The organism is Pseudoxanthomonas sp. SGNA-20, assembly GCF_003931635.1.
Classification (GTDB): Bacteria; Pseudomonadota; Gammaproteobacteria; order Xanthomonadales; family Xanthomonadaceae; genus Pseudoxanthomonas.
The window spans coordinates 122847-145444 of record NZ_RRYK01000003.1 but is presented as its reverse complement, the minus strand read 5'-3'; the positions used below and the strand labels follow the sequence as shown (position 1 = coordinate 145444).

The window sequence follows — 22598 nt, the reverse complement described above, 5'->3', positions numbered from 1 at the left end:
AGTCCCATTCGCATGTCCTCGTCGCGTCCGGGCGCCCGGATCAGTTCCCGCCGAACCCGGCAGGCGCCCGCCTGGCTGGATCAGTGGCCACGCAGCCGCCGCAGCGGGCTCTCGTTGCCGGTCTCCGCGCTGGCCCCTGCCAGGCGGTCGAACAATTGCTGCAACGGCGTGCGCGGCGCCGGCGGCAGCGCGCGGGCGGCAGCCGGGGCTGCCGGGACGGCGGACGCGTCTTCGCCGGCCCCGATCGCGATCGCGGGAGTCGTTGCCGTTGCCGTTGCCGTTGCCATTGCCGTTGCCGTTGCCGTTGCAGGTGCAGGTGCAGGTGCAGGTGCCGGCCTTGCCGCGGGCGCAGGCGCGGGCTTCGGCGTCCGCAGGCGCCGGGTGCCGAAATCGCGGTAGTCCACCCCGCCGTCTGCGCCGAGGCGGTTGAGCAGTCCGGCGACGTCGTCGTCGCCGCTGCTCGGGGAGTTCGGGTCGCGCATCGGGGAGGCCCTCAGGTCACGCGGCACAGCACGTAGCTGTCGACATGGCCGGCATCGGCCTGGGTACACACCACGTCCAGCACCGGCGCGCCTCCGGCGGCGTGGAACCAGGCGCGGTAGACGCCTTCCAGGTAGGCGGCAAGCCACGGCCGCCCGGTTCCGCCCGCGGCCGCCAGCGGCGAGGCGCCGTGCCGGACCAGCACGCAGTCAGGCTGCTCCTCGAATTCCACCCGGCCCCAGTCCAGCGCCGCCCACACCGCGTTGGCCGCGTCCTGCAGCGCCTGCAGGGTCGCCGCCTCGGGCAGCGGATGGGCTGCGGCGAAGCGCCCGCCGAGTCGCGCCATCAGGCGCGCGCGGTCGCTCTCGTCCAGCCCCTGTTCCAGTTCCTCGCACAGCGCGCGCACGAAGCCCTGCCATTGCGGCGAACAGCAACGGGAGCGGTAGTGGTCCAGCAGGTCGGCAGGGCTCATGCGGCAACTCCCCGGTCGAGGCCAGGGCAATGGGGGAAGGGGGATACGGACCCGAGCTTTCGCAAGACCGGCACCGAGTACCGGCGCACAAAAAATATGCGAATTATGTCGCAAAAACCAGCGCCACAGTATTCAGTTAGCCAACTGACGCACTACGTCACTTTCTGACGTATTGCGTCACACCCCTCGCCGGATCAGCGTTCTGGGGGCTCGGCCACCGAGAATACCTGACGCAGGTAGGCCAGGTAGCCCGGGTCGTCGACCATGGTCTTGCCCGGGCTGTCGCTGAGCTTGGCCACCGGCTGGTCGTTGCAGCGGACCATCTTCATCACGATCTGCAGCGGCCTGGGGCCGAGGTCGTTGGTGAGGTTGGTGCCGACCCCGAAGGACATGCGGCAGCGGCCGCGGAAGTGGTCGTACAGCGCCATCACCCGCTCGATGTCCAGGCCGTCGCTGAACACCAGGGTCTTGGTGCGAGGGTCGATCCGGTGGGCCTGCAGGTGGGCGATGATCCGCTCGCCCCATTCGAACGGGTCGCCGGAGTCGTGGCGCATGCCGTCGAACAGCTTGCAGAAGTACAGGTCGAAGTCGCGCAGGAAGGCATCCAGCCCGATCACGTCGGTCAGGGCCACGCCCAGGTCGCCGCGGTACTCGCGCGCCCAGGTATCGAACGCGGCCACCTGCGAATCGCGCAGGCGCGGGCCCAGGGCCTGGAACGCCTGCAGCCACTCGTGGGCCATCGTGCCCTGCGGCACCAGGCCGTACTTGCGCGCGAAGTACACGTTGGAGGTACCGACGAAGTGGCTGCCGAACTCGGCGCGCAGGTGCGGCAGCACCTCGCCGTGCCAGGCGTGCGAATAGCGCCGGCGGGTGCCGAAGTCGGTGATCACGCAGTCCTCGAAGCCCACCGCCTCGCGCAGGCGCGCGGTCTTGGCGCGGATCCGGCGCAGGCCTTCCTCACGGTCCGGCGGGCCGTAGGTGCCGGTCATGTACAGCTCGCTGACGATCGCCAGCAGCGGCACCTCGAACAGGATGGTGTGCAGCCACGGCCCGCGCACGCGCAGCTCGATGCCGCCGTTCTCGTCCGGGTTGGCGCGCAACTGCACGTACTTGCGGTCGAAGTGGAACAAGCCGAGGAAGTCGACGAAGTCCGGCTTGATGAAGCGTAGCCCGCGCAGGTAGTCCAGCTCCTCCGGGGTGGCGCGCAGCGCGCACAGGGCGTCGATCTGGTCGGAGATCGCGTCCAGGTACGGGACCAGGTCCACGCCTTCGCTGCGGCAGCGGAACAGGTACTCGACCTGGGCGCCGGGATGCTGGTGCAGCACCGCCTGCATCATCGTCAGCTTGTACAGGTCGGTGTCCAGCAGCGAGGGGATGATCGGCATGGGCGCCTCCAGGGGCGTCATCGGCGTGGCCACATCCCCGGCAGCTTCGCCGCGAAGTGGACCCAGATCGCCGCGAATACCGCGGCACGGACGGCGAGGCCGCGACGCGGGGCCTCGAAACGGGAGAAGTAGCGCCAAAGCCCGCGGTGCTTGTGCCACTCCACGAACAGCGGGCGCGAGCGGCTGGACACGCCGCGCACGTGCAGCACGGCCACGTCGTTGGCCACCGCCACCAGTGCCCCGGCCCGGCGCGCGCGGCGGCACAGGTCCAGGTCCTCGGCATGCAGGCGGTAGCCTTCGTCGAACCCGCCGATGCGCCCGAACAGCTCCCGCGGCACCAGCATCAGCGCGCCGGACACCGCGTCCACCGGCTGCAGCACCCGCTCCGGATCGGCCGCCACGTCCAACTTCGCCGCGGCCGCCGGGTTGCGCAGCATCGCCGCGAAGTCCGGATCGCGGCGGCGCGCGGCGCCGTCGTGCACGCCGTCCTCGCCGTACAGGTCCGCGCCCAGCAGGCAGGGCCCGCCATGGGCGAGCGCGTGCGCGCGCAGGCGCACCAGCGAGTCGCGCTCCACCTGCAGGTCGGGATTGACGAAGGCCAGCCACGGCGCATCGGTGTCCGCCGCGCCCTGGTTGCAGGCCACCGCGAAGCCGGGATTGTCGGGGTTGGCGATGAAGCGCACCCGCGGGTCGGCCACCGCGTGCTGGCGCGCGATCTCCAGGGTGCCGTCGTCCGAACCGTTGTCCACCACCCGGATCTGGGCGACCCCGTCGGCGATGCGCAGCCGGTGCAGGCAGGCGTCCAGGGTCGAGGCGCTGCGGTAGCTGACCACCACCGCGGCGATGTCCGCCGGCGCGCTCATGCGCTGGCCCCGGCAACGTCGAACAGGTCGTCCTGGCGGCTGTCGCGCAGGCGCCCGTGCAGGTCCTGCAGCTCGGCGCGCGCGGCACGCAACGGGTCGCGCATCAGGAAGTCCGCCAGCCGTGCCTGCCAGGCCGGCCAGCGCGCGGCCAGCAGGTCGAGGTCGCCCTGGGCCGCCCCGCCCTCGCCGCCGCGGGCGACGAACGCGGTCTCGCACAGCACGTTACGCCAGCCCAGCCCGGCCAGGCGCAGCGACAGGTCGGCCAGGGCCCCATACCAGGAGCCGAAACTGGCCGTGTCCAGGCCGCCGGCGCGGGCGCGCGCCGAACCGCGCAGGGCCACGGCGTGGTCGACCGCGGTCGGCAGCTCCGGGTGGCGCGGCGCCATCGCCGCGCAGGCCTGCGCGGTCAGCGCCGGATCGGCCGGCGCCGGCGCGACCTCGCCCAGGCGTGGCCAGCTGGCGACCTCGCCGGCATTGCACCACGGGGTGGCGGTGGCGATGGAGGCGTCACGCGCCAGGCAGGCGGCCAGCTGCGCCAGCCAGCCCGGCAGCGGCCGCGCGTCGGCCGAGAGCACCACCACGTCGGCGTCGCCGCAGGCGGCCAGCATCTGCTGCAGGTGCGCGACCGGTCCGACCGGCTGCGGGCGGCGGGTGTACTCGGCGCGCAGCCGGGTGCGCTGCAGCCAGCGCTCCACCAGGGCCACGCCGCGCGGGCCGGCCTGGGCGTCGTCGGCCAGCCACACCGGGGTGCCGGCGGGCGTGGCGGCGTCGAGCGCGGCCAGGCAGGCATCCAGCGCGTCCTCGTCGGCGGCAAGCGGCAGCAGCACGATGGGCAGGTCGCTCACGGCGGGACCGGGACTCCTTCTGGAAACGGCGCAACTTTAGCAGGGCCGCGCGCCCGGCCCGGATACGCGACGGCGCCCGCCGGGGCGCCGTCGTTCACTCCATGTCCGGGGGGCTCAGCCGACCCACACGCGCGCGTTGCGGAACATCCGCATCCACGGCGAGTCGGCGCCCCAGTCGCCCGGATGCCAGCTGAGGTTGACCGTGCGCGCCACCCGCTCCGGATGCGGCATCAGGATGGTGGCGCGGCCGTCCTCGCTGGTCAGGCCGGTGATGCCGTCCGGCGAGCCGTTGGGGTTGAGCGGATAGGTGGTGGCGATGTTGCCGTCGCCGTCCACGTAGCGCAGGGCCACGCGCGCGGCCGCCTGGTCCACCGCCGAGTCGAACTCGGCGCGGCCCTCGCCGTGCGCCACCGCCACCGGGATACGCGAACCGGCCATCCCGCGCAGCAGCACCGAGGGCGACTCCACCACCTCCAGCAGCGAGGTGCGGGCCTCGAACTGCTCGCTGCGGTTGCGCAGGAACTTCGGCCAGTGGCGGGCACCGGGGATGATGTCCTTGAGCTGGCTCATCATCTGGCAGCCGTTGCACACGCCCAGCGAGAAGGTGTCCTGCCGGGCGAAGAACGCGGCGAACGCGGCACGCAGCTCCGGGCGCTCCAGGATCGAGGTGGCCCAGCCGCGGCCGGCGCCAAGCACGTCGCCGTAGCTGAAGCCGCCGCACGCCGCCAGGCCCTTGAACCCGTCCAGGGTGGCGCGGCCGGCGACCAGATCGCTCATGTGCACGTCGACCGGGATGAACCCGGCGCGGTCGAACGCGCGCGCCATCTCGATGTGGCTGTTGACGCCCTGCTCGCGCAGGATCGCCACCCGCGGCCGCGCGCCGGTGTTGATGAACGGCGCGGCCACGTCCTCGGCCGGGTCGAAGCTCAGCTGCGGCTTCAGTCCCGGGGCGGAGAAATCGCGCGCCACCGCGCGCTCCTCGTCGGCGCTGTCGGGGTTGTCGCGCAGCTTCTGCATGGCGTGGGTGACCGACCACCAGGCATCGAACAGCTCGTCCCACTCCCACTGCGCCAGCAGCGCGCCGGAATGGCGCACGCGGACGCGCGGAGTGCCGGTCGGACGGGCGATGCGCTGGGCGCACTCGGTCAGGGCATGGCGCTCGACCAGGTCGGCGAACGCGGCGCGGTCCTCGTCGGCGACCTGCACGATCGCGCCCAGCTCCTCGTTGAACAGGGTGCGGAACGGATCATCGCCCCAGCCGTCGAGCACGATGTCCAGGCCGCGGCGCGAGGCGAAGGCCATCTCGCACAGCGCGGCGAAGGCGCCGCCGTCGCTGCGGTCGTGGTAGGCCAGCAGCAGCCCGGCCTCGCGCGCGTCGCGGATGAGGGCGAAGAAGTTGCGCAGGCGCTCGGGGTCGTCCAGGTCCGGGGCCTCGCCGCCGAACGCCGGCAGCTGGCCTTCGGCGTGCACCTGGGCCAGCACCGAGCCGCCCAGGCGCTGGCGCCCGCCACCCAGTCCGATCAGCCACAGGTCGCTTTCCGGCTCGGCGGCCAGCAGCGGGGTCAGCTGCCGGCGCACGTCGGCCACCGGCGCGAACGCCGAGACCACCAGCGACACCGGCGACACCGACTTCTGCGGCTGGCCGTCGGCCTGCCACTGCGCCTGCATCGACAGCGAGTCCTTGCCCACCGGGATGCTGACCTCCAGCTCCGGGCACAGCTCCATGCCGACCGCGTGCACGGCGTCGTACAGCAGCGCATCCTCGCCCGGGTGGCCGGCGGCCGCCATCCAGTTGGCCGACAGCTTGACCTGCTCCAGCGCCTCGACCGGCGCCGCACACAGGTTGGTGATCGCCTCGCCCACCGCCATGCGCGCGGCCGCGGCCGAATCCAGCAGGGCCAGCGGGGTGCGCTCGCCGATCGCCATGGCCTCGCCGGCCACGCCGTCGTAGTCGGCCAGGGTGATGGCGCAGTCGGCCAGCGGCAGCTGCCAGGGGCCGATCATCTGGTCGCGCGCGGTCAGGCCGCCGACGCTGCGGTCGCCGATGGTGACCAGGAAGCTCTTGGCGGCCACGGTCGGGTGCGCGAGCACGCGCAGGCCGGCCTGGCGCAGGTCCAGCGCGGCGGTGCTCAGCGCCGGCCACGGCGCGGGCGCCGGGTGCACGGTGTCGCGGTGCATCTTCGGCGGCTTGCCGAACAGCACGTCCATGGGCAGGTCGATCGCCGGGTCGGCCGGGATGTTGCCCGGGGTCGCGCCGTAGGCCACGACCAGCCGCTGCTCGGCGGTGGCCACGCCCACGGCGGCGAACGGGCAGCGCTCGCGCGCGCAGATCTCGGCGAACTCGTCCAGGCGTTCGGCCGGGATGCCCAGCACGTAGCGCTCCTGCGACTCGTTGCACCACAGCTCCAGCGGCGACAGCGACGGGTCGTCGGTCGGCACCTTGGCCAGGTCGATCACGCCGCCCACGCCGGAGTCGTGCAGCAGCTCGGGGATGGCGTTGGACAGGCCGCCGGCGCCGACGTCGTGGAAGAAGTGGATCGGGTTGCGCTCGCCCATCGCCACGCAGCGGTCGATGACCTCCTGGCAGCGGCGCTCCATCTCCGGGTTGTCGCGCTGCACGCTGGCGAAGTCCAGGTCCTCGGCGCTCTCGCCGGAGGCCACCGAACTGGCGGCGCCACCGCCCAGGCCGATCAGCATCGCCGGGCCGCCGAGCACGATCACCGCGTCGCCGGGCTTGAGCGGGATCTTCTCCACCTGCACGCGGTCGATCGCGCCCAGGCCGCCGGCCAGCATGATCGGCTTGTCGTAGGCGCGGACCAGCTTGCTGCCGTCCGGGCCCTCGCCTTCCGGCAGCTCGAAGCTGCGGAAGTAGCCCAGCAGGTTCGGCCGGCCGAACTCGTTGTTGAACGCGGCGCCACCCAGCGGGCCGTCGAGCATGATCTCCAGCGCCGGGGCCATGCGCGGGTTGAGCGCGCGCTCGCCCTCCCACGGCTGCGGCAGCGTGGGGATGCGCAGGTGGGACACGGTGAAGCCGGTCAGGCCGGCCTTGGGCTTGCCGCCGCGGCCGGTGGCGCCCTCGTCGCGGATCTCGCCGCCGGCGCCGGTGGAGGCGCCCGCGAACGGCGAGATCGCGGTGGGATGGTTGTGGGTCTCGACCTTGATCTGGAACGCCGAGGGCACCGGCGGCTCGCTGCGGTACTCGCCGGTCGCCGGGTCCGGGCGGTAGCGCGAGGCCACGTGCCCCTCGATCACCGCGGCGTTGTCGCTGTACGCGCTGAGCGTGTGCTGCGGCGCCTTCTGGTGGGTGTTGCGGATCATCCGGAACAGGGAACGCTCCTGCTCCTTGCCGTCGATGGTCCAGCTGGCGTTGAAGATCTTGTGCCGGCAGTGCTCGGAGTTGGCCTGCGCGAACATCATCAGCTCAACGTCCGAGGGATCGCGGCCCAGCTCGGCGTAGCGCGCGCGCAGGTACTCGATCTCGTCCTCGGCCAGGGCCAGGCCCAGGCGGCGGTTGGCCGCTTCCAGCCCGTCCAGCGGGATGCGCTCCAGCGGGCGCCGCGCCGGGGCGGCGAACAGCGCCGAGGCCGCCTCGCGCGACTCCAGCAGCGACTGGGTCATCGGGTCGTGCAGCAGCTTGCCGAGCGCGGCCTGGGTGGCGGCGTCGTCCGGCCAGCCCGCCAGGTCCAGGCGCATGCCGCGCTCGACCCGGGCGACCGGCTGGCCGGCGCCCTGCAGCAGTTCGGTGGCCTTGCTCGACCACGGCGAGCGCGTGCCCAGGCGCGGCACCACGTAGCGCGACAGCGCGCCTTCGGCCCGCGGCGCCGGCTCCGGGCCGGCCTGGAGGATGCGGTTGAGCGCGTCCGGATCCGGTGCGGCATCGCCCGGCTGGACGAAGTAGACGTGCCAGGCGCCTTCGATGCGCAGGCCGGGGACGAGGGACTGCAGGCGGGTTTGGAGCCGTTGCCGGCGGAACGGCGAAAGGGCGGGCGCGCCCTCGAGGACGATCATGTCCGGGAGATGTCGCTGGGAAAGGCCGGCCATTGTACCGGACCCGGCCGCCGGCTTCGCCGCGGGCGGCCGCGGTGGCGGCCGTGCCGGAAGCGGCGGTTCAGCGCCCGCCGGCGCCCTCGCCCTTGCCGGCCAGGCGGTCCAGCGCCTCGCGCAGCGCCGCCGGGGCCATGTAGCCGCCCAGCTGGGTGCCATCGGGCGCGAACACCGCCGGGGTGCCGTTGACCCCGACCCGCTGGCCGATCGTGTAGTGCATCGCCACCGGGCTGGTGCAGCTGCGCGCCTGCACCCGGCCGCCGGCCTTGGCCTCGGTCAGGGCGCGGCGCCGGTCGGGCGCGCACCACACCGAGACCATGTCGCGGAAGTCCTGGCTGGCCATGCCCATGCGCGGGAAGGCCAGGTACTCCACCGCGATGCCCTGGCGGTTGTACTCGGCGATCTGCTCGTGCATGCGCCGGCAGTAGCCGCATTCGACGTCGGTGAACACGGTCACCGTGTACGCCGGGTTGGCCGGCGCGAACACGATGCGCTCCTCCTTCGGCACCCCGGCCAGGACCTTGCGGCGGTAGGCGTTGAGGCCCGGGCTGGCGGCCGGCGCGCGCGCCTTCAGGTCGATCGGCTGCGACTGCAGCAGGTAGCGGCCGTCGTCGGAGACGTACAGCACCTGGCCCTCGAGCAGGACCTCGCGGAAGCCGGGGAACGGCGCCGCGCCGAGGTAATCCGGCTCCGCGCCCGGGACCACCTCCGCCAGCGCGGCGCGCACCGCCTGCTCGGGACCGCCCTTGCCGGCAGCGCCCGGTTTGGCGCCCCCTGCGGCCTTGTCGGGCGTGGACGGAGCCGGCTGGGCACAGGCGCCAAGGCTGATCGCGCACAGCAGCGCGACGGCAAGCGGTCGGAACATTCGGAAAACCTGTCGGGACTGAGGCCGGGGATTCTGGCACAGCGCCGATGAGCAGATCCGCACCGGGGCCTGGCCGGCGCTTCCTCCGCGGTATCGCGGCGCCTGCCCCCCCCCGCCGGCAGGGGCCCAGGGAGCCTGCCATCCCTGGCGCACGTCGGCTTAGGCCCCGGCCCGGCCATCCATGGCCGGGCGTTCGCCCCTTTTGCGGCATGCCGCAAAAGGGGCTCACCCCCTCGGATGGTGTTTTGCGTGGAGGCGTTGGAGGTGCTGGCGCGCGACCAGGGTGTAGATCTGGGTGGTCGACAGGCTGGAGTGGCCCAGCAGCAGCTGCAGCGCGCGCAGGTCGGCGCCGTGGTTGAGCAGGTGGGTGGCGAAGCTGTGGCGCAGGCCGTGCGGGGTCACCGAGCGTGGATCGATCCCGGCGGCGGCGGCATGGCGCTTGATCGCGCGCCAGAAGTCCTGGCGGGTCGGCGCGCTGCGGCCGGCACCGAGGAACAGCGGCACCTCGCCGCTGGCGTCGGGCGCCACCGGACGGCCGCCGGCCAGCACCGGGCGGGCCTCGCGCAGGTAGCGCTCGAGCCAGTCCTGCGATTCCTCGCCCAGCGGCACCAGCCGCTCCTTCGAGCCCTTGCCGCGCACCCGGACCACGCCCTGGCGCAGGTTGACCGCATTGGCCGGCAGGTTGACCAGCTCGCTCACGCGCAGGCCGGCGGCGTACATCAGCTCGAGCATGGCGCGGTCGCGCAGCCCCTCGGGCGTGGACACGTCCGGCGCCGCGAGCAGGGCCGCGACCTGGGACTCGGACATGGCCTTGGGCAGCAGCCGCGGCAGGCGGGGCGGGTCGATCAGCGCGGCCGGGTCGTCCCGGCGGATCCCCGCCAGGACCAGGTGGGCGTAAAACGCGCGCAGGCAGGCGCGCAGGCGGGCATTGCTGCGCGGGCCGTAGCCCTGGTCCGCGCGCCAGGCCAGGTAGGCGAACAACGCCTCGCGGTCGGCGCCCACCAGCCCGCCGCCGGCGCCGTCGCGCCAGCGCGCCAGCAGCTCCAGGTCGCGGCGGTAGGCCTCCAGGCTGGCCCGGGCCAGGCCGCGCTCGGCCCAGGCAGCGTCCAGGAAGCGCGCGATCGCGCGGGCATCGTCCTCGCGCAGCGGCGGCAGGGCCATGGCCTGCCCCCGGCGCTCGGCCGCAGTGCGGGGACGGTCGCTCACCGGGCGGCTCCGGCGGCGTGGCAGGCGGGGCAACGGCGCTTCATCGCGCAACAGGATACGTCGCCGCGCCGCTATCCTTTGCCGCATGCACGTCCCCGCCCAGCCCTCCCCAGCCGCCGAAGCGGCTTCCGCCGCGCGCCCATCGGCGCTGGTCCTCCGCCGCCTGCTGTCCCTGTGCTACGACCTGCTGCCGGTGGTGGCACTGTGGATGCTGGCCGCGATCCCGTTCGTGCTGCTGGACGTGGCCCTGCACGGCGGCGACACCCGCCACAACATCGAGCCCTTCAGCCTGATGTCCTGGCTGCTGTGGTCCGCGTGCTGGGCGGTCACCGGCCTGTACGCCACCGTCAGCTGGCGCCGCGGCGGCCAGACCCTGGGCATGCGCCCGTGGCGGCTGCGGCTGCGCACGGCCGACGGCGCGCCGCCGTCATGGCGGGCGCTGTGGTTGCGCTACGCGGTGGGCACGCTGTCGCTGCTGGCCGGCGGGCTGGGCTTCTGGTGGGCCTGGTTCGACCGCGGCCGCCTGGCCTGGCACGACCGCGCCAGCGGTACCGGCCTGGAGCGGCTGCCGAAGCGCAAGAAGTAGGCCTCAGCCGGACTTGCGCCGGAACAGCCACCACGAGGTGGCCAGCATCAGCATCGGCGGCAGGGCGTAGGCGATGCGGTAGTCGAAGCGGAACGCCCCGGCCAGCCGCCCGAACTGCATCTGCAGCAGCATGAAGCCCAGCGAGAACACGATGCCCAGGAACAGGCGCTTGCCCATGCCGCCGCTGCGCAGGCTGCCGAACGCGAACGGCACCGCGGCCAGGCACAGGGCCAGCACGTTCAACGGGTAGAACCAGCGGCTCCAGTAGGTGTCCTCGTAGTCGCGTGCGTCCAGGCCGTTGCGCCGGCGGTACTCGATGCTGGCCTGCAGGTCGGCGGCCGAGAGGTTGCGCGGACGGGTCACGCCGGCGGCCAGGGCGTTGGGATCCAGCTCCGAATTCCAGCGCTGCTCCTCGGCGGTGGTCTGCACCGCGCTGGCCTCGCCGAACGCCACCCGCCGCACCTGGCGCAGCTTCCAGCCGCCGGCGTCGTGCACGGCCATGCCGGCGCGGGTCAGCGCCAGCAGGCGGCCGTCCCCGCCCACCTGGTACAGGCGCACGTCGCGCAGCTCCAGCACGCGCTGGCCGCCCTCCACCCGCTCCTGGCCGTCGACCGCGTTGAGGAAGGTGTCGCCCTCGCGGGCCCACAGGCCGGAGTAACGGGCCATGGCCACGTTGTTGGTCTTGGCCGCCAGCTTGAGCTGGTCGGCCTGGCGCTGGCCCCAGGGGGCCAGGGTCTCGCCGGTCAGCACCATCAGCGCGGTCAGCAGCACCAGGGCCGCGGCCACCGAGATCGACAGCCGGCGCCGCGACAGGCCCAGCGCGCGCAGCGCGGTCAGCTCCGAGGTGCCGGCCAGCTGGCCGAGGCCCAGCAGCGAGCCGATCACCGCCGCGTACGGGAAGATCGTGTAGGCCCGGCGCGGCACCGAATAGGCCACCACCGCCAGCGCGGTGGGGAAGTCGTAGCTGCCCTTGCCGAGGTCGCCGAGCTGGCCGGACAGGGCCAGGACCACGTCCAGGCCAACCAGCACCGCCCAGGTCAGCAGCACCGAGGCCAGGACCACCCGGCCGATGTACAGGTCGTGCAGGCGCACCAGGGACCTCATGCCGCCACCCTCCGCGGACGCGGCAGGCGCCCGTCGCGCAGGTACAGCCACAGGGCGAAGGCCAGCAGCGGCAGGGTCAGCCACCACAGGCCCGCCGGTGCCGGCAGGCGGCCCTCGGCCAGCATGCGCACGCCGATGAACATCAGGTTGAGCCCCACCAGGTAGGCCAGGAAGCCCAGCATCAGCCGGCCGTAGCGCTGCTGCCGCGGCGAGCTGCGCGCCAGCGGCACGGTCAGCAGGGCAAAACCCAGGGCCAGCAGCGGCGGGGCCAGGCGGCCATGCAGCTCGGCAATCGCGGCCGGGCGGCCGTCGCCGAACAGGTCCAGGGTGGAGGCGATGGCGGGGTCGTCCTCGCCGCGGTCCTCGGCCCGGTCGGGCAGCGCCACCTCGTTGACCGCATAGCGCATCAGGCGGAAGTCCAGGCCGCCGCCGAGCGGACCTTCCACCCGGTGTCCGTCGACAAGCCGCAGGAAACGGTCGCGATCGCCGCCGAACTCCAGGCTTCCACCGCTGGCGGTGACCACGTCGATCCGATCCTCGCGCTCGCGCTGCAGGAACACGCCCTGCAAGGTGCGGCCATCCTCGCTCATGCCGTCGATGTACACGATCCCGCCGCCGGGCAGGGAGGTGAAGCGGCCCGGCTCCAGCCCGGCCACGATCAGGCTGCGGTTGGCCTGCTCGACCATCTTCGCCGCGGTGCGCTGGGCCCAGGGCCCCAGCCACAGCGAGCACAGCCCGACCAGCAGCACCACCGGCAGCACCGCCATCAGTAGCGGCCGCAGCAGGCGCCGCGGGCCGACGCCCACGGCGTTGAGCACGGCCATCTCCGAATCGCGGTACAGCCGGGCCACGGCCAGCATCAGGCCCAGCATCAGCGCCAGCGGCAGCACCAGCGGCAGGTACACCAGCAGCTGCAGGCCCAGCTGGGACAGCAGCAGGCGCGCCGGCAGGCCGCCGTCGGCGATCTCGCCCAGCACGTCCACCAGCACCCCGCCCAGGCTCACCGTGAGCAGCACGATCAGGGTCGCCAGGAAGCTCTGGACGAAGTCGCGCAGCAGGTATCGGTCGAGCTTCGGCATCGGCGGGGCCAGTCCTATAAAATCCCGGGTTCGCTTCGCGGACCCCGCCGGCCGGGATCTCCCGGCCCATGATCGAGGGGCGATCCGCGATTGTACGTACCTGCTCCCGGAATCTGATCAATGGCCCTGCAATTCACCCTGAACCGCGAGGCCGCCGCGGCGGCCGCCACCGACTGCGTCGTGATCGGCGCCTTTGCCGACAAGACGCTCACCCCCGCGGGCCAGGCGATCGACGAGGCCAGCGGCGGGCGCCTGCGCGCCCTGCTGGAACGCGGCGACCTCAATGGCCGTACCGGCAGCAGCCTGGTCCTGCACGACCTGGCGGGCGTGGCCGCGCCGCGGGTGCTGGTGCTGGGCCTGGGCGAGCCGGCCAAGTTCGGCGTGCCGCAGTACCTGAAGGCCGCCGCCGACGCGGTGCGGGCGCTGAAGACCGGCCCGGTCGCGCATGCCCTGTTCACCCTGTCCGAAGTCGCCGTCCCCGGCCGCGACGCGGCCTGGAACGTGCGCCAGGCCGTGGTCGCCGCCGACCACGCCGCCTACCGCTACACCGCCACCCTGGGCAAGAAGAAGGACGAGCCGGGCCTGCGCGCGCTGGCCATCGCCGGCGACGATGCGGCCGCCCTCGCCCAGGGCCAGGCCATCGCCGAGGGCGTGGCCTTCACCCGCGAGCTGGGCAACCTGCCGCCGAACATCTGCAACCCGGCCTACCTGGCCGCGCAGGCCGAGGCCTTCGCCGCCGCCCACGAGGGCGTGGAGGCCGAGATCCTGGACGAGCAGCAGATGGAAGCCCTGGGCATGGGCTCGCTGCTGGCCGTGGCCCGCGGCTCGGCCAACCGTCCGAAGCTGGTCGTGCTGAAGTGGAACGGCGCGGCCGACAAGGCGGCCAGGCCCTACGTGCTGGTCGGCAAGGGCATCACCTTCGACACCGGCGGCGTCAACCTGAAGACCCAGGGCGGCATCGAGGAGATGAAGTACGACATGCTCGGCGCCGGCAGCGTGCTGGGCACCTTCGTCGCCGCGGTGAAGATGAAGCTGCCGCTGAACCTGGTGGCGATCGCCCCGGCGGTGGAGAACGCGATCGACGGCAACAGCTACCGCCCGTCGGACGTGATCACCTCCATGTCCGGCAAGACCATCGAGGTCGGCAACACCGACGCCGAGGGCCGCCTGATCCTGTGCGATGCGCTGACCTACGCCCAGCGCTTCCAGCCGGCCGCCCTGGTCGACGTGGCCACCCTCACCGGCGCCTGCATGGTCGCCCTGGGCAAGTTCGCCACCGGCCTGATGAGCAAGCACGACGACCTGGCCAACGAACTGCTGGCCGCCGGCGAGCACGTGTTCGACCGCGCCTGGCGCCTGCCGCTGTGGGACGAGTACCAGACCCTGCTGGAGTCGAGCTTCGCCGACGTCTACAACATCGGCGGCCGCTGGGGCGGCGCGATCACCGCCGGCTGCTTCCTCTCGCGCTTCACCGAGGGCCAGCGCTGGGCGCACCTGGACATCGCCGGCTCGGCCAGCGACGAAGGCAAGCGCGGCATGGCCACCGGCCGCCCGGTGGGCCTGCTGAGCCAGTGGCTGCTGGACCGCGCGGCCGAAGGAAGCGCCGCGTAAGCGGCCCGCCATGCCCCGCGCCGACTTCTACCTGATCGCCAAGCCCCGGTTCGCCGGGCAGCCACTGCTGCTGGTGTGCGAACTGGCCAAGCGCGCCTACGCGACCAACCAGTTCACCCTGGTGCTGGCGCGCGACGCGGCCCAGGCCGAGGAACTGGACGACCTGCTGTGGTCGTTCGAGCCGGACGCCTACATCCCGCACCAGATCGCCGGCGACGAGGAGGACGAGCTGACCCCCGTCCTGATCGTCCCGCCGGAGATCGAGGCCCCGGCGCGCCCGCTGGTGATCAACCTGCGCGACGCCGCCTGGACCGCCGCCTGCGAACGCGTCCTGGAAGTGGTGCCCGCCGACCCCGCCGCCCGCGGCCCGCTGCGCGAGCGCTGGCGCCAGTACCAGGCCCTGGGTTACGACCTGAACAAACATGACATGTGAGGGGCTGTGATTCGGGATTCGTGATTGGTGATCCGAAAAGGCGACAGCAAAACCGCCTGCCACCCATCCCGGTCCGACGAAGCACTGCTCTTTGCAATGACGAATAACGAATCACCAATCACGGCCCTTATGTCCACTCTTCCCTCCGGCTACGAACCCAAGACCTTCGAATCGCGGCTTTACGCCGAATGGGAAGCCAGCGGCTGCTTCGCGCCGCGCGGCGAGGGCAGGCCGTACTCGATCCTGCTGCCGCCGCCCAACGTCACCGGCACCCTGCACATGGGCCATGCCTTCCAGCACACGCTGATGGACGCGCTGGTGCGCTTCCACCGCATGGACGGCTACGACGTGCTGTGGCAGATGGGCACCGACCATGCCGGCATCGCCACCGAGATGGTGGTCAGCCGCAACCTGGCGGCCGAGGGCAAGGGCGAGACCCGCGATTCGCTGGGCCGCGAGGGCTTCATCGCCAAGGTCTGGGAGTGGAAGGCCAGCTCCGGCGACACCATCGAGCGGCAGATGCGCCGCCTGGGCGCCTCCGGCGACTGGTCGCGCAGCACCTTCACCATGGACCCGCAGCCCTCGGCGGCGGTGGTCGAGGCCTTCGTGCGCTGGCACGAGGAAGGCCTGATCTACCGCGGCCAGCGCCTGGTCAACTGGGATCCGGTGCTGAAGACCGCGATCTCCGACCTGGAGGTGGAAAACGTCGAGGAGGACGGCTTCCTCTGGTCGATCCGCTACCCGCTGGCCGACGGCGCGAGCTACGAGTACGCCGAGCTCGACGCCGACGGCAACGAGGTCCTGCGCGAGACCCGCGACTACGTGGTCGTGGCCACCACCCGCCCGGAGACCATGCTGGGCGACACCGCGGTGATGATCCACCCGGAGGACCCGCGCTACCCGGGCCTGGTCGGCAAGGAAGTGGTGCTGCCGCTGACCGGCCGCCGCGTGCCGGTGATCGGCGACGAATACGTGGACCGCGCCTTCGGCACCGGCGTGGTCAAGGTCACCCCGGCGCACGACTTCAACGACTACCAGGTCGGCGTGCGCCACAAGCTGCCCCTGATCAACATCTTCACCCCCGAGGCCGCGGTCAACGACAACGCCCCGGAGAAGTACCGCGGCCTGGACCGCTACGAGGCACGCAAGGCCGTGCTGGCCGACCTGGAGGCCCAGGGCCTGCTGGTGGAGACCAGGCCGCACAAGCTGCAGGTGCCGCGCGGCGACCGCACCGGTCAGGTGATCGAGCCCTACCTCACCGACCAGTGGTTCGTGCGCATGGACGCGCTGGCCAGGCGCGGCCTGGAGCTGGTCGAGTCCGGCCAGGTGAAGTTCGTCCCGCCGAACTGGATCAACACCTACCGCCACTGGATGGAGAACATCCAGGACTGGTGCATCAGCCGCCAGCTGTGGTGGGGCCACCGCATCCCGGCCTGGTTCGACGAGGCCGGCAACTGCTACGTCGGCCGCAGCGAGGCCGAGGTGCGGCAGAAGCACGGCCTGGGCGCCGAGGTGGCCCTGCGCCAGGACCCGGACGTGCTGGAGACCTGGTTCTCCTCGCAGCTGTGGCCGTTCTCGACCATGGGCTGGCCGGACGAGAAGGCGATGGCCGAGCGCGGCTTCGACCGCTACCTGCCGTCCTCGGTGCTGGTCACCGGCTTCGACATCATCTTCTTCTGGGTGGCGCGCATGATCATGGCCACCGACCACTTCACCGGGAAGGTGCCGTTCCGCGACGTGTACATCACCGGCCTGATCCGCGACGCGCAGGGCCAGAAGATGTCCAAGTCCAAGGGCAACGTGCTCGACCCGCTGGACATCATCGACGGCATCTCGCTGGAGGACCTGGTCGCCAAGCGCACCCGCGGCCTGATGCAGCCCAAGCTGGCGGAGAAGATCGAGAAGGCCACGCGCAAGGAATTCCCGGAGGGCATCCCCGCCCACGGCGCCGACGCCTTGCGCTTCACCATCGCCGCGCTGGCCGGCCACGGCCGCGACATCAAGTTCGACCTCGGCCGCGCCGAGGGCTACAAGAACTTCTGCAACAAGCTGTGGAACGCCACCCGCTTCGCGCTGATGAACACCGACGGCGCCTCGTTCAGCGGCGTGCCGCAGCCGCAGACCGATGCCGAGAAGTGGATCCTGGCGCGCCTGGCCGCGGTCACCGCCGAGGCCCGCGCGCAGTTCGCTGCCTACCGCTTCGACCTGCTGGCGCAGGCGCTCTACGAGTTCGCCTGGAACGAGTTCTGCGACTGGTTCGTGGAGCTGGCCAAGCCGGCCCTGGGCGGCGACGACGCCGCGGCCGCGGCCAGCACCCGCCACACCCTGCTGTACGTGCTGGAGGCGCTGCTGCGCCTGCTGCACCCGCTGATCCCGTTCGTGACCGAGGAACTGTGGCGCCAGGTCGCCCCGCGCCTGGGCATCGCGGCGGCCACGGTGTCGCTGCGCCCGTACCCGGCCGAGGCCGACTTCGCCGGACACGACTACGCCGCCGCCGAGGCCGACATCGAATGGCTCAAGGCCATGGTCTCCGGCCTGCGCCGCGTGCGCAGCGAGCTGGGCGTGTCGCCGGGCAAGCCGGTGCGCCTGCTGCTGGCCGACGGCGTGGACGCCGACCGCGCCCGCGTCGCCCGCTTCGACTCTCAGCTGCGCTTCCTGCTGCGGCTGGAGTCGATCGAATGGTTGGCGGCCGGCGCCGCCGCCCCGGCCGCCGCCGCGGCCGTGGTCGGCGAGCTGAAGCTGCTGGTGCCGCTGGAGGGCCTGGTCGACCTGGACGCCGAGCGCGCGCGCCTGGACAAGGAGATCGCGCGCATCTGCGCCGAGAAGGAGAAGAGCGAGGCCAAGCTGGCCCGCTTCAGCGAGAAGGTGCCGCCGGCGGTGGTCGAACAGGAGCGCCAGCGCCTGGCCGACTGGACCACCAAGCTCGCCGCCCTGACCGAGCAGCGCGCGCGGCTTTGAGGACAGCGGGGCGGCCAGTGGCCGCCCCGTTTGCTTGCCGGCCCGGGAGCCCGCCCTGCGTGGGGCGCATGTTTGCGCGCCACGGACATGCATGTGCCGCATCCCGCAGGCGTGATGCCTCCGCGGATGCGCTGCGCTTGCCGGGGCTAAGCGGCCTCCGCAGGACGGCGGAACAGGGACGGGAGCGGCGCCGTCAGAGCGGCGGCATCCGGTCGATGTCGCCGGAGACCAGCTCCATCGCCATCACCAGCGCGTCCTCGCGGCCATTGTGCGCCGGGTAGTAGCGCGGGCGGCGGCCGATCTCGTTGAAGCCCTCGCTCAGGTACAGGGCGATGGCCGGTGGATTGGACGGCCGCACTTCCAGGAACACCCGGTGCGCGCCGCGGTCGCGCGCCATTCTCAGCAGCGCGCGCAGCACGTAGCGGCCCAGCCCGCGCGACTGCCGCTCCGGCGCGGTGCACAGGTTCAGCACGTGGGCTTCGTCGGCGGCGATGCTCATCACCCCGTAGCCGGCCGGCTGGTCGTCCTGCAGCGCCAGCAGCGCCGGGTACCCGGCCAGCAGGCAGTCGCGGAAGATGCCGCGGGTCCACGGGAACGGATAGGCCCGCTTCTCGATCGCCATCACCGCGTCCAGGTCGCCCTCGCGCATGGCGCGCAGCCGCCACTGCGGCCGCGCGGTCTCGCGGTAGGCGGCGATGCTCACGCCGGCCTCCGCAGCGCGCGCAGCAGCGGCCACAGCTGGCGCTTGGCGGCCGGGTCGGCGCGCAGGCGCTCGCTGGGCCAGTCGGCCAGCAGGGCCTGCAGCCGCGGGTCGGTCGGCGGCAGCCCGGAAGCGCGCAGCACCGCCAGCTGCAGGCGGTCGGGCAGGCCCACCGGGCGGCGCATGCTGCCGGGACGCGGCATGGACGTGGCGGCCGCGGGCGCCGGGGCCGCCGCGTCCGCCTCCGGTGCGGCCGGCGCGCGCCGGCGCGGCGGCGGCGCGATATCGCGGTCGGGATCGCGGCCGACCGGGGGCGCCGGACGCTCCGGCGCGGCCACCCGGGCCTGCACCGGCTCCAGCCGTTCCTCCTCCTCCGTGCCGGCCACGCGCAGCACGGTGTAGCCCAGCGCCTGCAGCCACCAGCGCTGGCGTGGGCTCCACGGCGTGCCGGCCTGGGCCTGCATGTCAGGCCACCTCCTGCGACGGCCGGAAGCGCTGCCAGGCCCACATCGCCGGCCCGGACAGCGCGTACAGGATGCCCACTGCCAGCAGCGCGCGCGGCAGGTCGATCACCAGTACCGCGATCACCACCGGCACCACCAGCAACACCGCGAACGGCACCTTGTCCGCGCGCGCCCCGCCCTCGCCGCTGCCCTTGAAGCTCCAGTAGCGGATCTGGCTGACCATCAGCAGGGCCGCGCACAGGGTCACGCCCAGCGCGACGTAGCGCAGCTCCTCGCCGCTCCAGCCCAGCTCGCCGTCGGCGAAGGCCCACACGAAGGACATCATCAGCCCCGCCGCCGCCGGGCTGGCCAGGCCGACGAAGAAGCGCTTGTCGACCACGCCCACCTGGGTGTTGAAGCGGGCCAGGCGCAACGCCGCGCAGGCCGCGTACAGGAAGGCGATGGCCCAGCCGACGCGGCCGGCGATGCCGCCGTCGAACTTCAGCGAGGACAGCGACCAGTGGTACATGACCAGGGCCGGGGCCAGGCCGAAGCTGACCAGATCGGCCAGCGAGTCGTACTGCACGCCGAAGGCGCTGCTGGTGCCGGTCAGGCGCGCCACCCGGCCGTCGATGCCGTCGGCGATGGCGGCGACGAACACGGCGATGGCGGCCGCGGTGAACTGGCTGTTGGCCGCCGCGATGATCGCGTAGAAGCCCGCGAACAGGCCGCAGGTGGTGAACAGGTTGGGCAGCAGGTAGATGCCGCGGGAACGCGGCGGCGGGCGATCGAGATCCATGCCGCCAGTGTACGGGGCGGCCGCCCGGCTGCGAACCGGTCCCTTGCCACGCCCGGCGGTGGATGCTGCAATCGGGGCCTCACGAAGCCTGGGGAGCCTGTCCGATGCGCCTGCCGTCCCGCACCTGCCTGCTGCTCGCGGCCGCCGCCTGTGCCAGCGGCCCTGCCCTGGCCGGCAACATCTACAAGTGGAAGGACGCCAACGGCGTCACCCATTCCTCGGACCAGCCGCCGTCGGGGCAGCACTACGAGGTCCGGCGGGTCGCCGGCAGCGGCTATGCGGTGGAGTCCGAGCCCGCCGGGGAAGCACCGGAAAGCGCCACCTGCACCCAGGCCCGGCGCAACCTGGCCGCCTTCGACGACCCGCGCCCGGTGCAGCTGGACAGCGACGGCGACGGCAAGCCCGACCGCACCCTGACCGACGAGGAGCGGCAGTCGCACCGCGCGGTCGCCGAGGCCGCGGTCAAGGCCAACTGCCCGGCCTGACCGCCCGGCCCGCGACATGGCTGGCCGGCCTGGCCAGCTCCCGCCCAGGGGCCCGTCCACCGGCCCAATGCCGCGTTTCCCGTTGCCGGGCTCCGGACGCAGCCCCGGCGGCCCGGCCCATCGGTACCGGTCCGCCGCGAAGGCGGTCGCCAGCGCACGGGCCCCGGCTCGGCCTGGCCCTCCCGCGCCGCCAGGGCCGCAGCCCGGCGCGGCCGCGCTGCCCGGCCATGTCCGCCGCGCCCTCCCCGCCCCCCGCCAGCCACGCCATGGCCAGGCGCCGGTGCTGCCGCGACGGCGTGCGTCGCATCCCACCACCGCCTGGCCGCCCTGATCCCGGGACCGGGACTGCCATGCGGCCTGGCCACGTCGCCGGGCGATCCGTCCTGCCTGGGGCCGGCTGCCGGCCCGCGCTGCCCGCGGTGCTGGCAGAATGTCCGGTTTCCGCACCCCCATTCCGGCATTCCAATGCGCCTTTCCCGCTTCCACCTGCACACCACCAAGGAAACCCCGGCCGACGCCGAGCTGGTCAGCCACAAGCTGATGCTGCGCGCCGGCATGATCCGCAAGCTCGCCGCCGGCCTGTACACCTGGACCCCGCTGGGCCTGCGCGTGCTGCGCAAGGTCGAGGCGGTCGTGCGCGAGGAAATGGACCGCGCCGGCGCGGTGGAACTGCAGCTGCCGACCATCCAGCCGCGCGAGCTGTGGGAGGAAACCGGGCGCTGGGGGAAATTCGGCGGCCAGCTGCTGAAGATCAAGGACCGCAAGGAAGCCGAATACTGCTTCAGCCCGACCGCCGAGGAGGCAATCACCGACTTCGCCCGCCAGGAACTGAGCAGCTACAAGCAGCTGCCGGTGAACTTCTACCAGATCCACACCAAGTTCCGCGACGAGATCCGCCCGCGCTTCGGCGTGATGCGCGCGCGCGAGTTCCTGATGAAGGACGCCTATTCCTTCCACGTCTCCGACGAGGACCTGGCGCGCGAATACGAGAACATGAAGGCGGCCTACATCCGCATCTTCACCCGCCTGGGCCTGGAGTTCCGCGCGGTGCAGGCCGATTCGGGCGCGATCGGCGGTGACGCCTCGCAGGAATTCCACGTCCTGGCCGATTCGGGCGAGGACGCGCTGGCCTTCTCCACCGCCTCCGATTACGCCGCCAACGTGGAAACCGCGCAGGCCGCCGCCCCGGGGCCGCGCCCGGCCGCGGCCGAGGAAATGCGCAAGGTCGAAACCCCGGTCCAGAAAACCTGCGAGGACGTGGCCGCGCTGCTGGGAATCCCGCTGCAGCGCACGGTCAAGTCGGTGGCGTTTTTCGGCGAGCAGGGCTTTGTCCTGGCCCTCGTGCGCGGCGACCATTCGGTAAACGAAATCAAGCTGGCCAAGGTTGACGGCGTGGGTGAATATCGCCCGGCCACCGAAGCGGAAATCCTCGAGCACCTGGGCAGCGAGCCGGGTTTCCTCGGCCCGGTGGGCGCGAAGAAGGCCATCCGCGTGGTTGCCGACCGCGAGGTCGCGGCGATGGCGGATTTCGTCGTCGGCGCCAACGAGCCCGGTTTCCACCTGGCCGGGGTGAACTGGGGCCGCGACCTGCCGGAGGCCGACGTGGTGGCGGACATCCGCAACGTGGTCGCCGGCGACCGCGCCGCCGACGGCGGCGAAATCCGCCTGGCGCGCGGCATCGAGGTCGGCCACGTGTTCCAGCTCGGCCGCAAGTATTCGCAGGCCATGGGTTTCACCGTGCTGGACGAAAACGGCAAGGCCGTGGTCCCGGCGATGGGCTGCTACGGCATCGGCGTTTCCCGCATCGTGGCCGCGGCGATCGAGCAGAACCACGACGAGGCCGGCATCGTCTGGCCGGTGCCGATGGCACCGTGGGCGGTGGCGATCTGCGTCATCAACCCGAAGAAGGACCCGCAGGTTGACGAGGCGGCCGAATCGCTGCTGCAGGAGCTGAAGGCAGCCGGCATCGACGCGGTGCTGGACGACCGCGGCCTGCGCCCGGGCCCGATGTTCGCCGACATGGAACTGATCGGCATCCCGCACCGCGTGGTGGTTTCCGCGCGCGGCCTGGAGGCCGGCACCTACGAATACCGCGCCCGCCGCGGCGGCGAGGCCGAGGCGCTGGACCGCGCGCAGCTGCTGCAGCGCCTGGCGGACTGAGCGCGCGTTTTCCCGGCGGTTATGGCGGCCCGATTATCCGGCGATAATCGGGCCGTTTTTTCTTGACGCACCGTTCATTG

At 72.6% G+C, this 22598-nt stretch carries 19 protein-coding genes; 6 read left to right on the top strand and 13 right to left on the bottom strand.

Annotated features, from left to right (window positions below):
• Positions 1-80: 80 nt before the first annotated feature.
• From EIM48_RS15420 to xerD, 8 genes are all read right to left on the bottom strand, one after another.
• Positions 81-482, bottom strand: coding sequence for a hypothetical protein (locus EIM48_RS15420; RefSeq protein ID WP_199728400.1), 402 nt, complete (start codon positions 480-482; stop codon positions 81-83).
• An 11-nt stretch (positions 483-493) separates the two neighbouring features.
• Positions 494-952, bottom strand: coding sequence for a cellulose biosynthesis protein BcsD (bcsD, locus tag EIM48_RS07655; RefSeq protein ID WP_019399538.1), 459 nt, complete (start codon positions 950-952; stop codon positions 494-496).
• Between the two features lie 194 nt (positions 953-1146).
• The gene (gene pncB, locus EIM48_RS07650; RefSeq protein WP_026010716.1) at positions 1147-2337 is read right to left on the bottom strand and encodes a nicotinate phosphoribosyltransferase; all 1191 of its coding nucleotides are present in this window, start codon (positions 2335-2337) and stop codon (positions 1147-1149) included.
• A gap of 17 nt (positions 2338-2354) precedes the next feature.
• On the bottom strand, positions 2355-3200 hold the full coding sequence (locus EIM48_RS07645; RefSeq protein WP_125111420.1) for a glycosyltransferase family 2 protein: 846 nt from the start codon (positions 3198-3200) through the stop codon (positions 2355-2357).
• A complete protein-coding gene (locus EIM48_RS07640) occupies positions 3197-4045 on the bottom strand; it encodes a glycosyltransferase (RefSeq protein WP_125111419.1) in 849 nt (282 codons plus the stop codon). Before EIM48_RS07640 ends, EIM48_RS07645 begins: the two co-directional genes overlap by 4 nt.
• Positions 4046-4159: 114 nt before the next feature.
• Positions 4160-8053: a phosphoribosylformylglycinamidine synthase gene (gene purL, locus EIM48_RS07635; protein WP_125111418.1), complete on the bottom strand. Its 3894-nt coding sequence runs from the start codon at positions 8051-8053 to the stop codon at positions 4160-4162.
• A 100-nt stretch (positions 8054-8153) separates the two neighbouring features.
• Positions 8154-8954 (bottom strand): thioredoxin fold domain-containing protein, encoded by an 801-nt coding sequence (locus EIM48_RS07630; protein ID WP_019399543.1) that lies wholly within the window; start codon positions 8952-8954, stop codon positions 8154-8156.
• A 225-nt stretch (positions 8955-9179) separates the two neighbouring features.
• Complete coding sequence (gene xerD / locus EIM48_RS07625; RefSeq protein ID WP_199728405.1) at positions 9180-10115, bottom strand: site-specific tyrosine recombinase XerD; 936 nt, start codon at positions 10113-10115, stop codon at positions 9180-9182.
• 130 nt (positions 10116-10245) lie between these two features.
• On the opposite strand from xerD, the gene EIM48_RS07620 reads away from it, so the two are divergent.
• Complete coding sequence (locus tag EIM48_RS07620) at positions 10246-10746, top strand: RDD family protein (protein ID WP_125111416.1); 501 nt, start codon at positions 10246-10248, stop codon at positions 10744-10746.
• A gap of 3 nt (positions 10747-10749) precedes the next feature.
• On the opposite strand, the gene lptG is transcribed toward EIM48_RS07620, so the two are convergent.
• A complete protein-coding gene (gene lptG, locus EIM48_RS07615) occupies positions 10750-11850 on the bottom strand; it encodes an LPS export ABC transporter permease LptG (protein WP_019399546.1) in 1101 nt (366 codons plus the stop codon).
• Positions 11847-12929, bottom strand: a complete 1083-nt coding sequence (gene lptF, locus EIM48_RS07610; protein ID WP_028915686.1) for an LPS export ABC transporter permease LptF — start codon at positions 12927-12929, stop codon at positions 11847-11849. The genes lptG and lptF overlap by 4 nt, the downstream gene beginning before the upstream one ends.
• A gap of 120 nt (positions 12930-13049) precedes the next feature.
• Between lptF and EIM48_RS07605 the strand changes: the two genes are divergently transcribed.
• The 3 genes from EIM48_RS07605 (at position 13050) to EIM48_RS07595 (ending at position 17931) form a co-directional block, all read left to right on the top strand.
• On the top strand, positions 13050-14540 hold the full coding sequence (locus EIM48_RS07605) for a leucyl aminopeptidase (protein ID WP_125111415.1): 1491 nt from the start codon (positions 13050-13052) through the stop codon (positions 14538-14540).
• Positions 14541-14550: 10 nt separating this feature from the next.
• Entirely contained in the window at positions 14551-14973 is a 423-nt protein-coding gene (locus EIM48_RS07600) for a DNA polymerase III subunit chi (RefSeq protein WP_019399549.1), read from the top strand.
• Between the two features lie 129 nt (positions 14974-15102).
• The gene (locus EIM48_RS07595) at positions 15103-17931 is read left to right on the top strand and encodes a valine--tRNA ligase (RefSeq protein ID WP_125111414.1); all 2829 of its coding nucleotides are present in this window, start codon (positions 15103-15105) and stop codon (positions 17929-17931) included.
• A 193-nt stretch (positions 17932-18124) separates the two neighbouring features.
• On the opposite strand, the gene rimI is transcribed toward EIM48_RS07595, so the two are convergent.
• The 3 genes from rimI to pssA are packed head-to-tail and all read right to left on the bottom strand — an operon-like array spanning position 18125 to position 19873.
• Complete coding sequence (gene rimI, locus EIM48_RS07590; RefSeq protein WP_051403747.1) at positions 18125-18580, bottom strand: ribosomal protein S18-alanine N-acetyltransferase; 456 nt, start codon at positions 18578-18580, stop codon at positions 18125-18127.
• A 50-nt stretch (positions 18581-18630) separates the two neighbouring features.
• Complete coding sequence (locus EIM48_RS07585) at positions 18631-19095, bottom strand: hypothetical protein (protein WP_125111413.1); 465 nt, start codon at positions 19093-19095, stop codon at positions 18631-18633.
• A 1-nt stretch (position 19096) separates the two neighbouring features.
• A complete protein-coding gene (gene pssA, locus EIM48_RS07580) occupies positions 19097-19873 on the bottom strand; it encodes a CDP-diacylglycerol--serine O-phosphatidyltransferase (protein WP_019399553.1) in 777 nt (258 codons plus the stop codon).
• Between the two features lie 104 nt (positions 19874-19977).
• Here pssA and EIM48_RS07575 point away from each other — a divergent pair, with 104 nt between their 5' ends.
• The gene (locus EIM48_RS07575; RefSeq protein ID WP_019399554.1) at positions 19978-20358 is read left to right on the top strand and encodes a DUF4124 domain-containing protein; all 381 of its coding nucleotides are present in this window, start codon (positions 19978-19980) and stop codon (positions 20356-20358) included.
• A gap of 465 nt (positions 20359-20823) precedes the next feature.
• Positions 20824-22518 (top strand): proline--tRNA ligase, encoded by a 1695-nt coding sequence (locus tag EIM48_RS07570; RefSeq protein ID WP_019399555.1) that lies wholly within the window; start codon positions 20824-20826, stop codon positions 22516-22518.
• Positions 22519-22598: the final 80 nt, after the last annotated feature.

What these genes read in the sequence shown, in the direction of transcription:
- lptG (WP_019399546.1), bottom strand. Translation starts at nt 11,850, where the DNA reads ATGAGGTCCCTGGTGCGCCTGCACGACCTGTACATCGGCCGGGTGGTC.
- lptF (WP_028915686.1), bottom strand. Translation starts at nt 12,929, where the DNA reads ATGCCGAAGCTCGACCGATACCTGCTGCGCGACTTCGTCCAGAGCTTC.
- pncB (WP_026010716.1), bottom strand. Translation starts at nt 2,337, where the DNA reads ATGCCGATCATCCCCTCGCTGCTGGACACCGACCTGTACAAGCTGACG.
- EIM48_RS07645 (WP_125111420.1), bottom strand. Translation starts at nt 3,200, where the DNA reads ATGAGCGCGCCGGCGGACATCGCCGCGGTGGTGGTCAGCTACCGCAGC.
- EIM48_RS07595 (WP_125111414.1), top strand. Translation starts at nt 15,103, where the DNA reads ATGTCCACTCTTCCCTCCGGCTACGAACCCAAGACCTTCGAATCGCGG.
- EIM48_RS07585 (WP_125111413.1), bottom strand. Translation starts at nt 19,095, where the DNA reads ATGCAGGCCCAGGCCGGCACGCCGTGGAGCCCACGCCAGCGCTGGTGG.
- EIM48_RS07600 (WP_019399549.1), top strand. Translation starts at nt 14,551, where the DNA reads ATGCCCCGCGCCGACTTCTACCTGATCGCCAAGCCCCGGTTCGCCGGG.
- EIM48_RS07630 (WP_019399543.1), bottom strand. Translation starts at nt 8,954, where the DNA reads ATGTTCCGACCGCTTGCCGTCGCGCTGCTGTGCGCGATCAGCCTTGGC.
- purL (WP_125111418.1), bottom strand. Translation starts at nt 8,053, where the DNA reads ATGATCGTCCTCGAGGGCGCGCCCGCCCTTTCGCCGTTCCGCCGGCAA.
- bcsD (WP_019399538.1), bottom strand. Translation starts at nt 952, where the DNA reads ATGAGCCCTGCCGACCTGCTGGACCACTACCGCTCCCGTTGCTGTTCG.
- xerD (WP_199728405.1), bottom strand. Translation starts at nt 10,115, where the DNA reads ATGGCCCTGCCGCCGCTGCGCGAGGACGATGCCCGCGCGATCGCGCGC.
- EIM48_RS15420 (WP_199728400.1), bottom strand. Translation starts at nt 482, where the DNA reads ATGCGCGACCCGAACTCCCCGAGCAGCGGCGACGACGACGTCGCCGGA.
- EIM48_RS07605 (WP_125111415.1), top strand. Translation starts at nt 13,050, where the DNA reads ATGGCCCTGCAATTCACCCTGAACCGCGAGGCCGCCGCGGCGGCCGCC.
- EIM48_RS07570 (WP_019399555.1), top strand. Translation starts at nt 20,824, where the DNA reads ATGCGCCTTTCCCGCTTCCACCTGCACACCACCAAGGAAACCCCGGCC.
- rimI (WP_051403747.1), bottom strand. Translation starts at nt 18,580, where the DNA reads ATGCGCGAGGGCGACCTGGACGCGGTGATGGCGATCGAGAAGCGGGCC.
- EIM48_RS07620 (WP_125111416.1), top strand. Translation starts at nt 10,246, where the DNA reads ATGCACGTCCCCGCCCAGCCCTCCCCAGCCGCCGAAGCGGCTTCCGCC.
- pssA (WP_019399553.1), bottom strand. Translation starts at nt 19,873, where the DNA reads ATGGATCTCGATCGCCCGCCGCCGCGTTCCCGCGGCATCTACCTGCTG.
- EIM48_RS07575 (WP_019399554.1), top strand. Translation starts at nt 19,978, where the DNA reads ATGCGCCTGCCGTCCCGCACCTGCCTGCTGCTCGCGGCCGCCGCCTGT.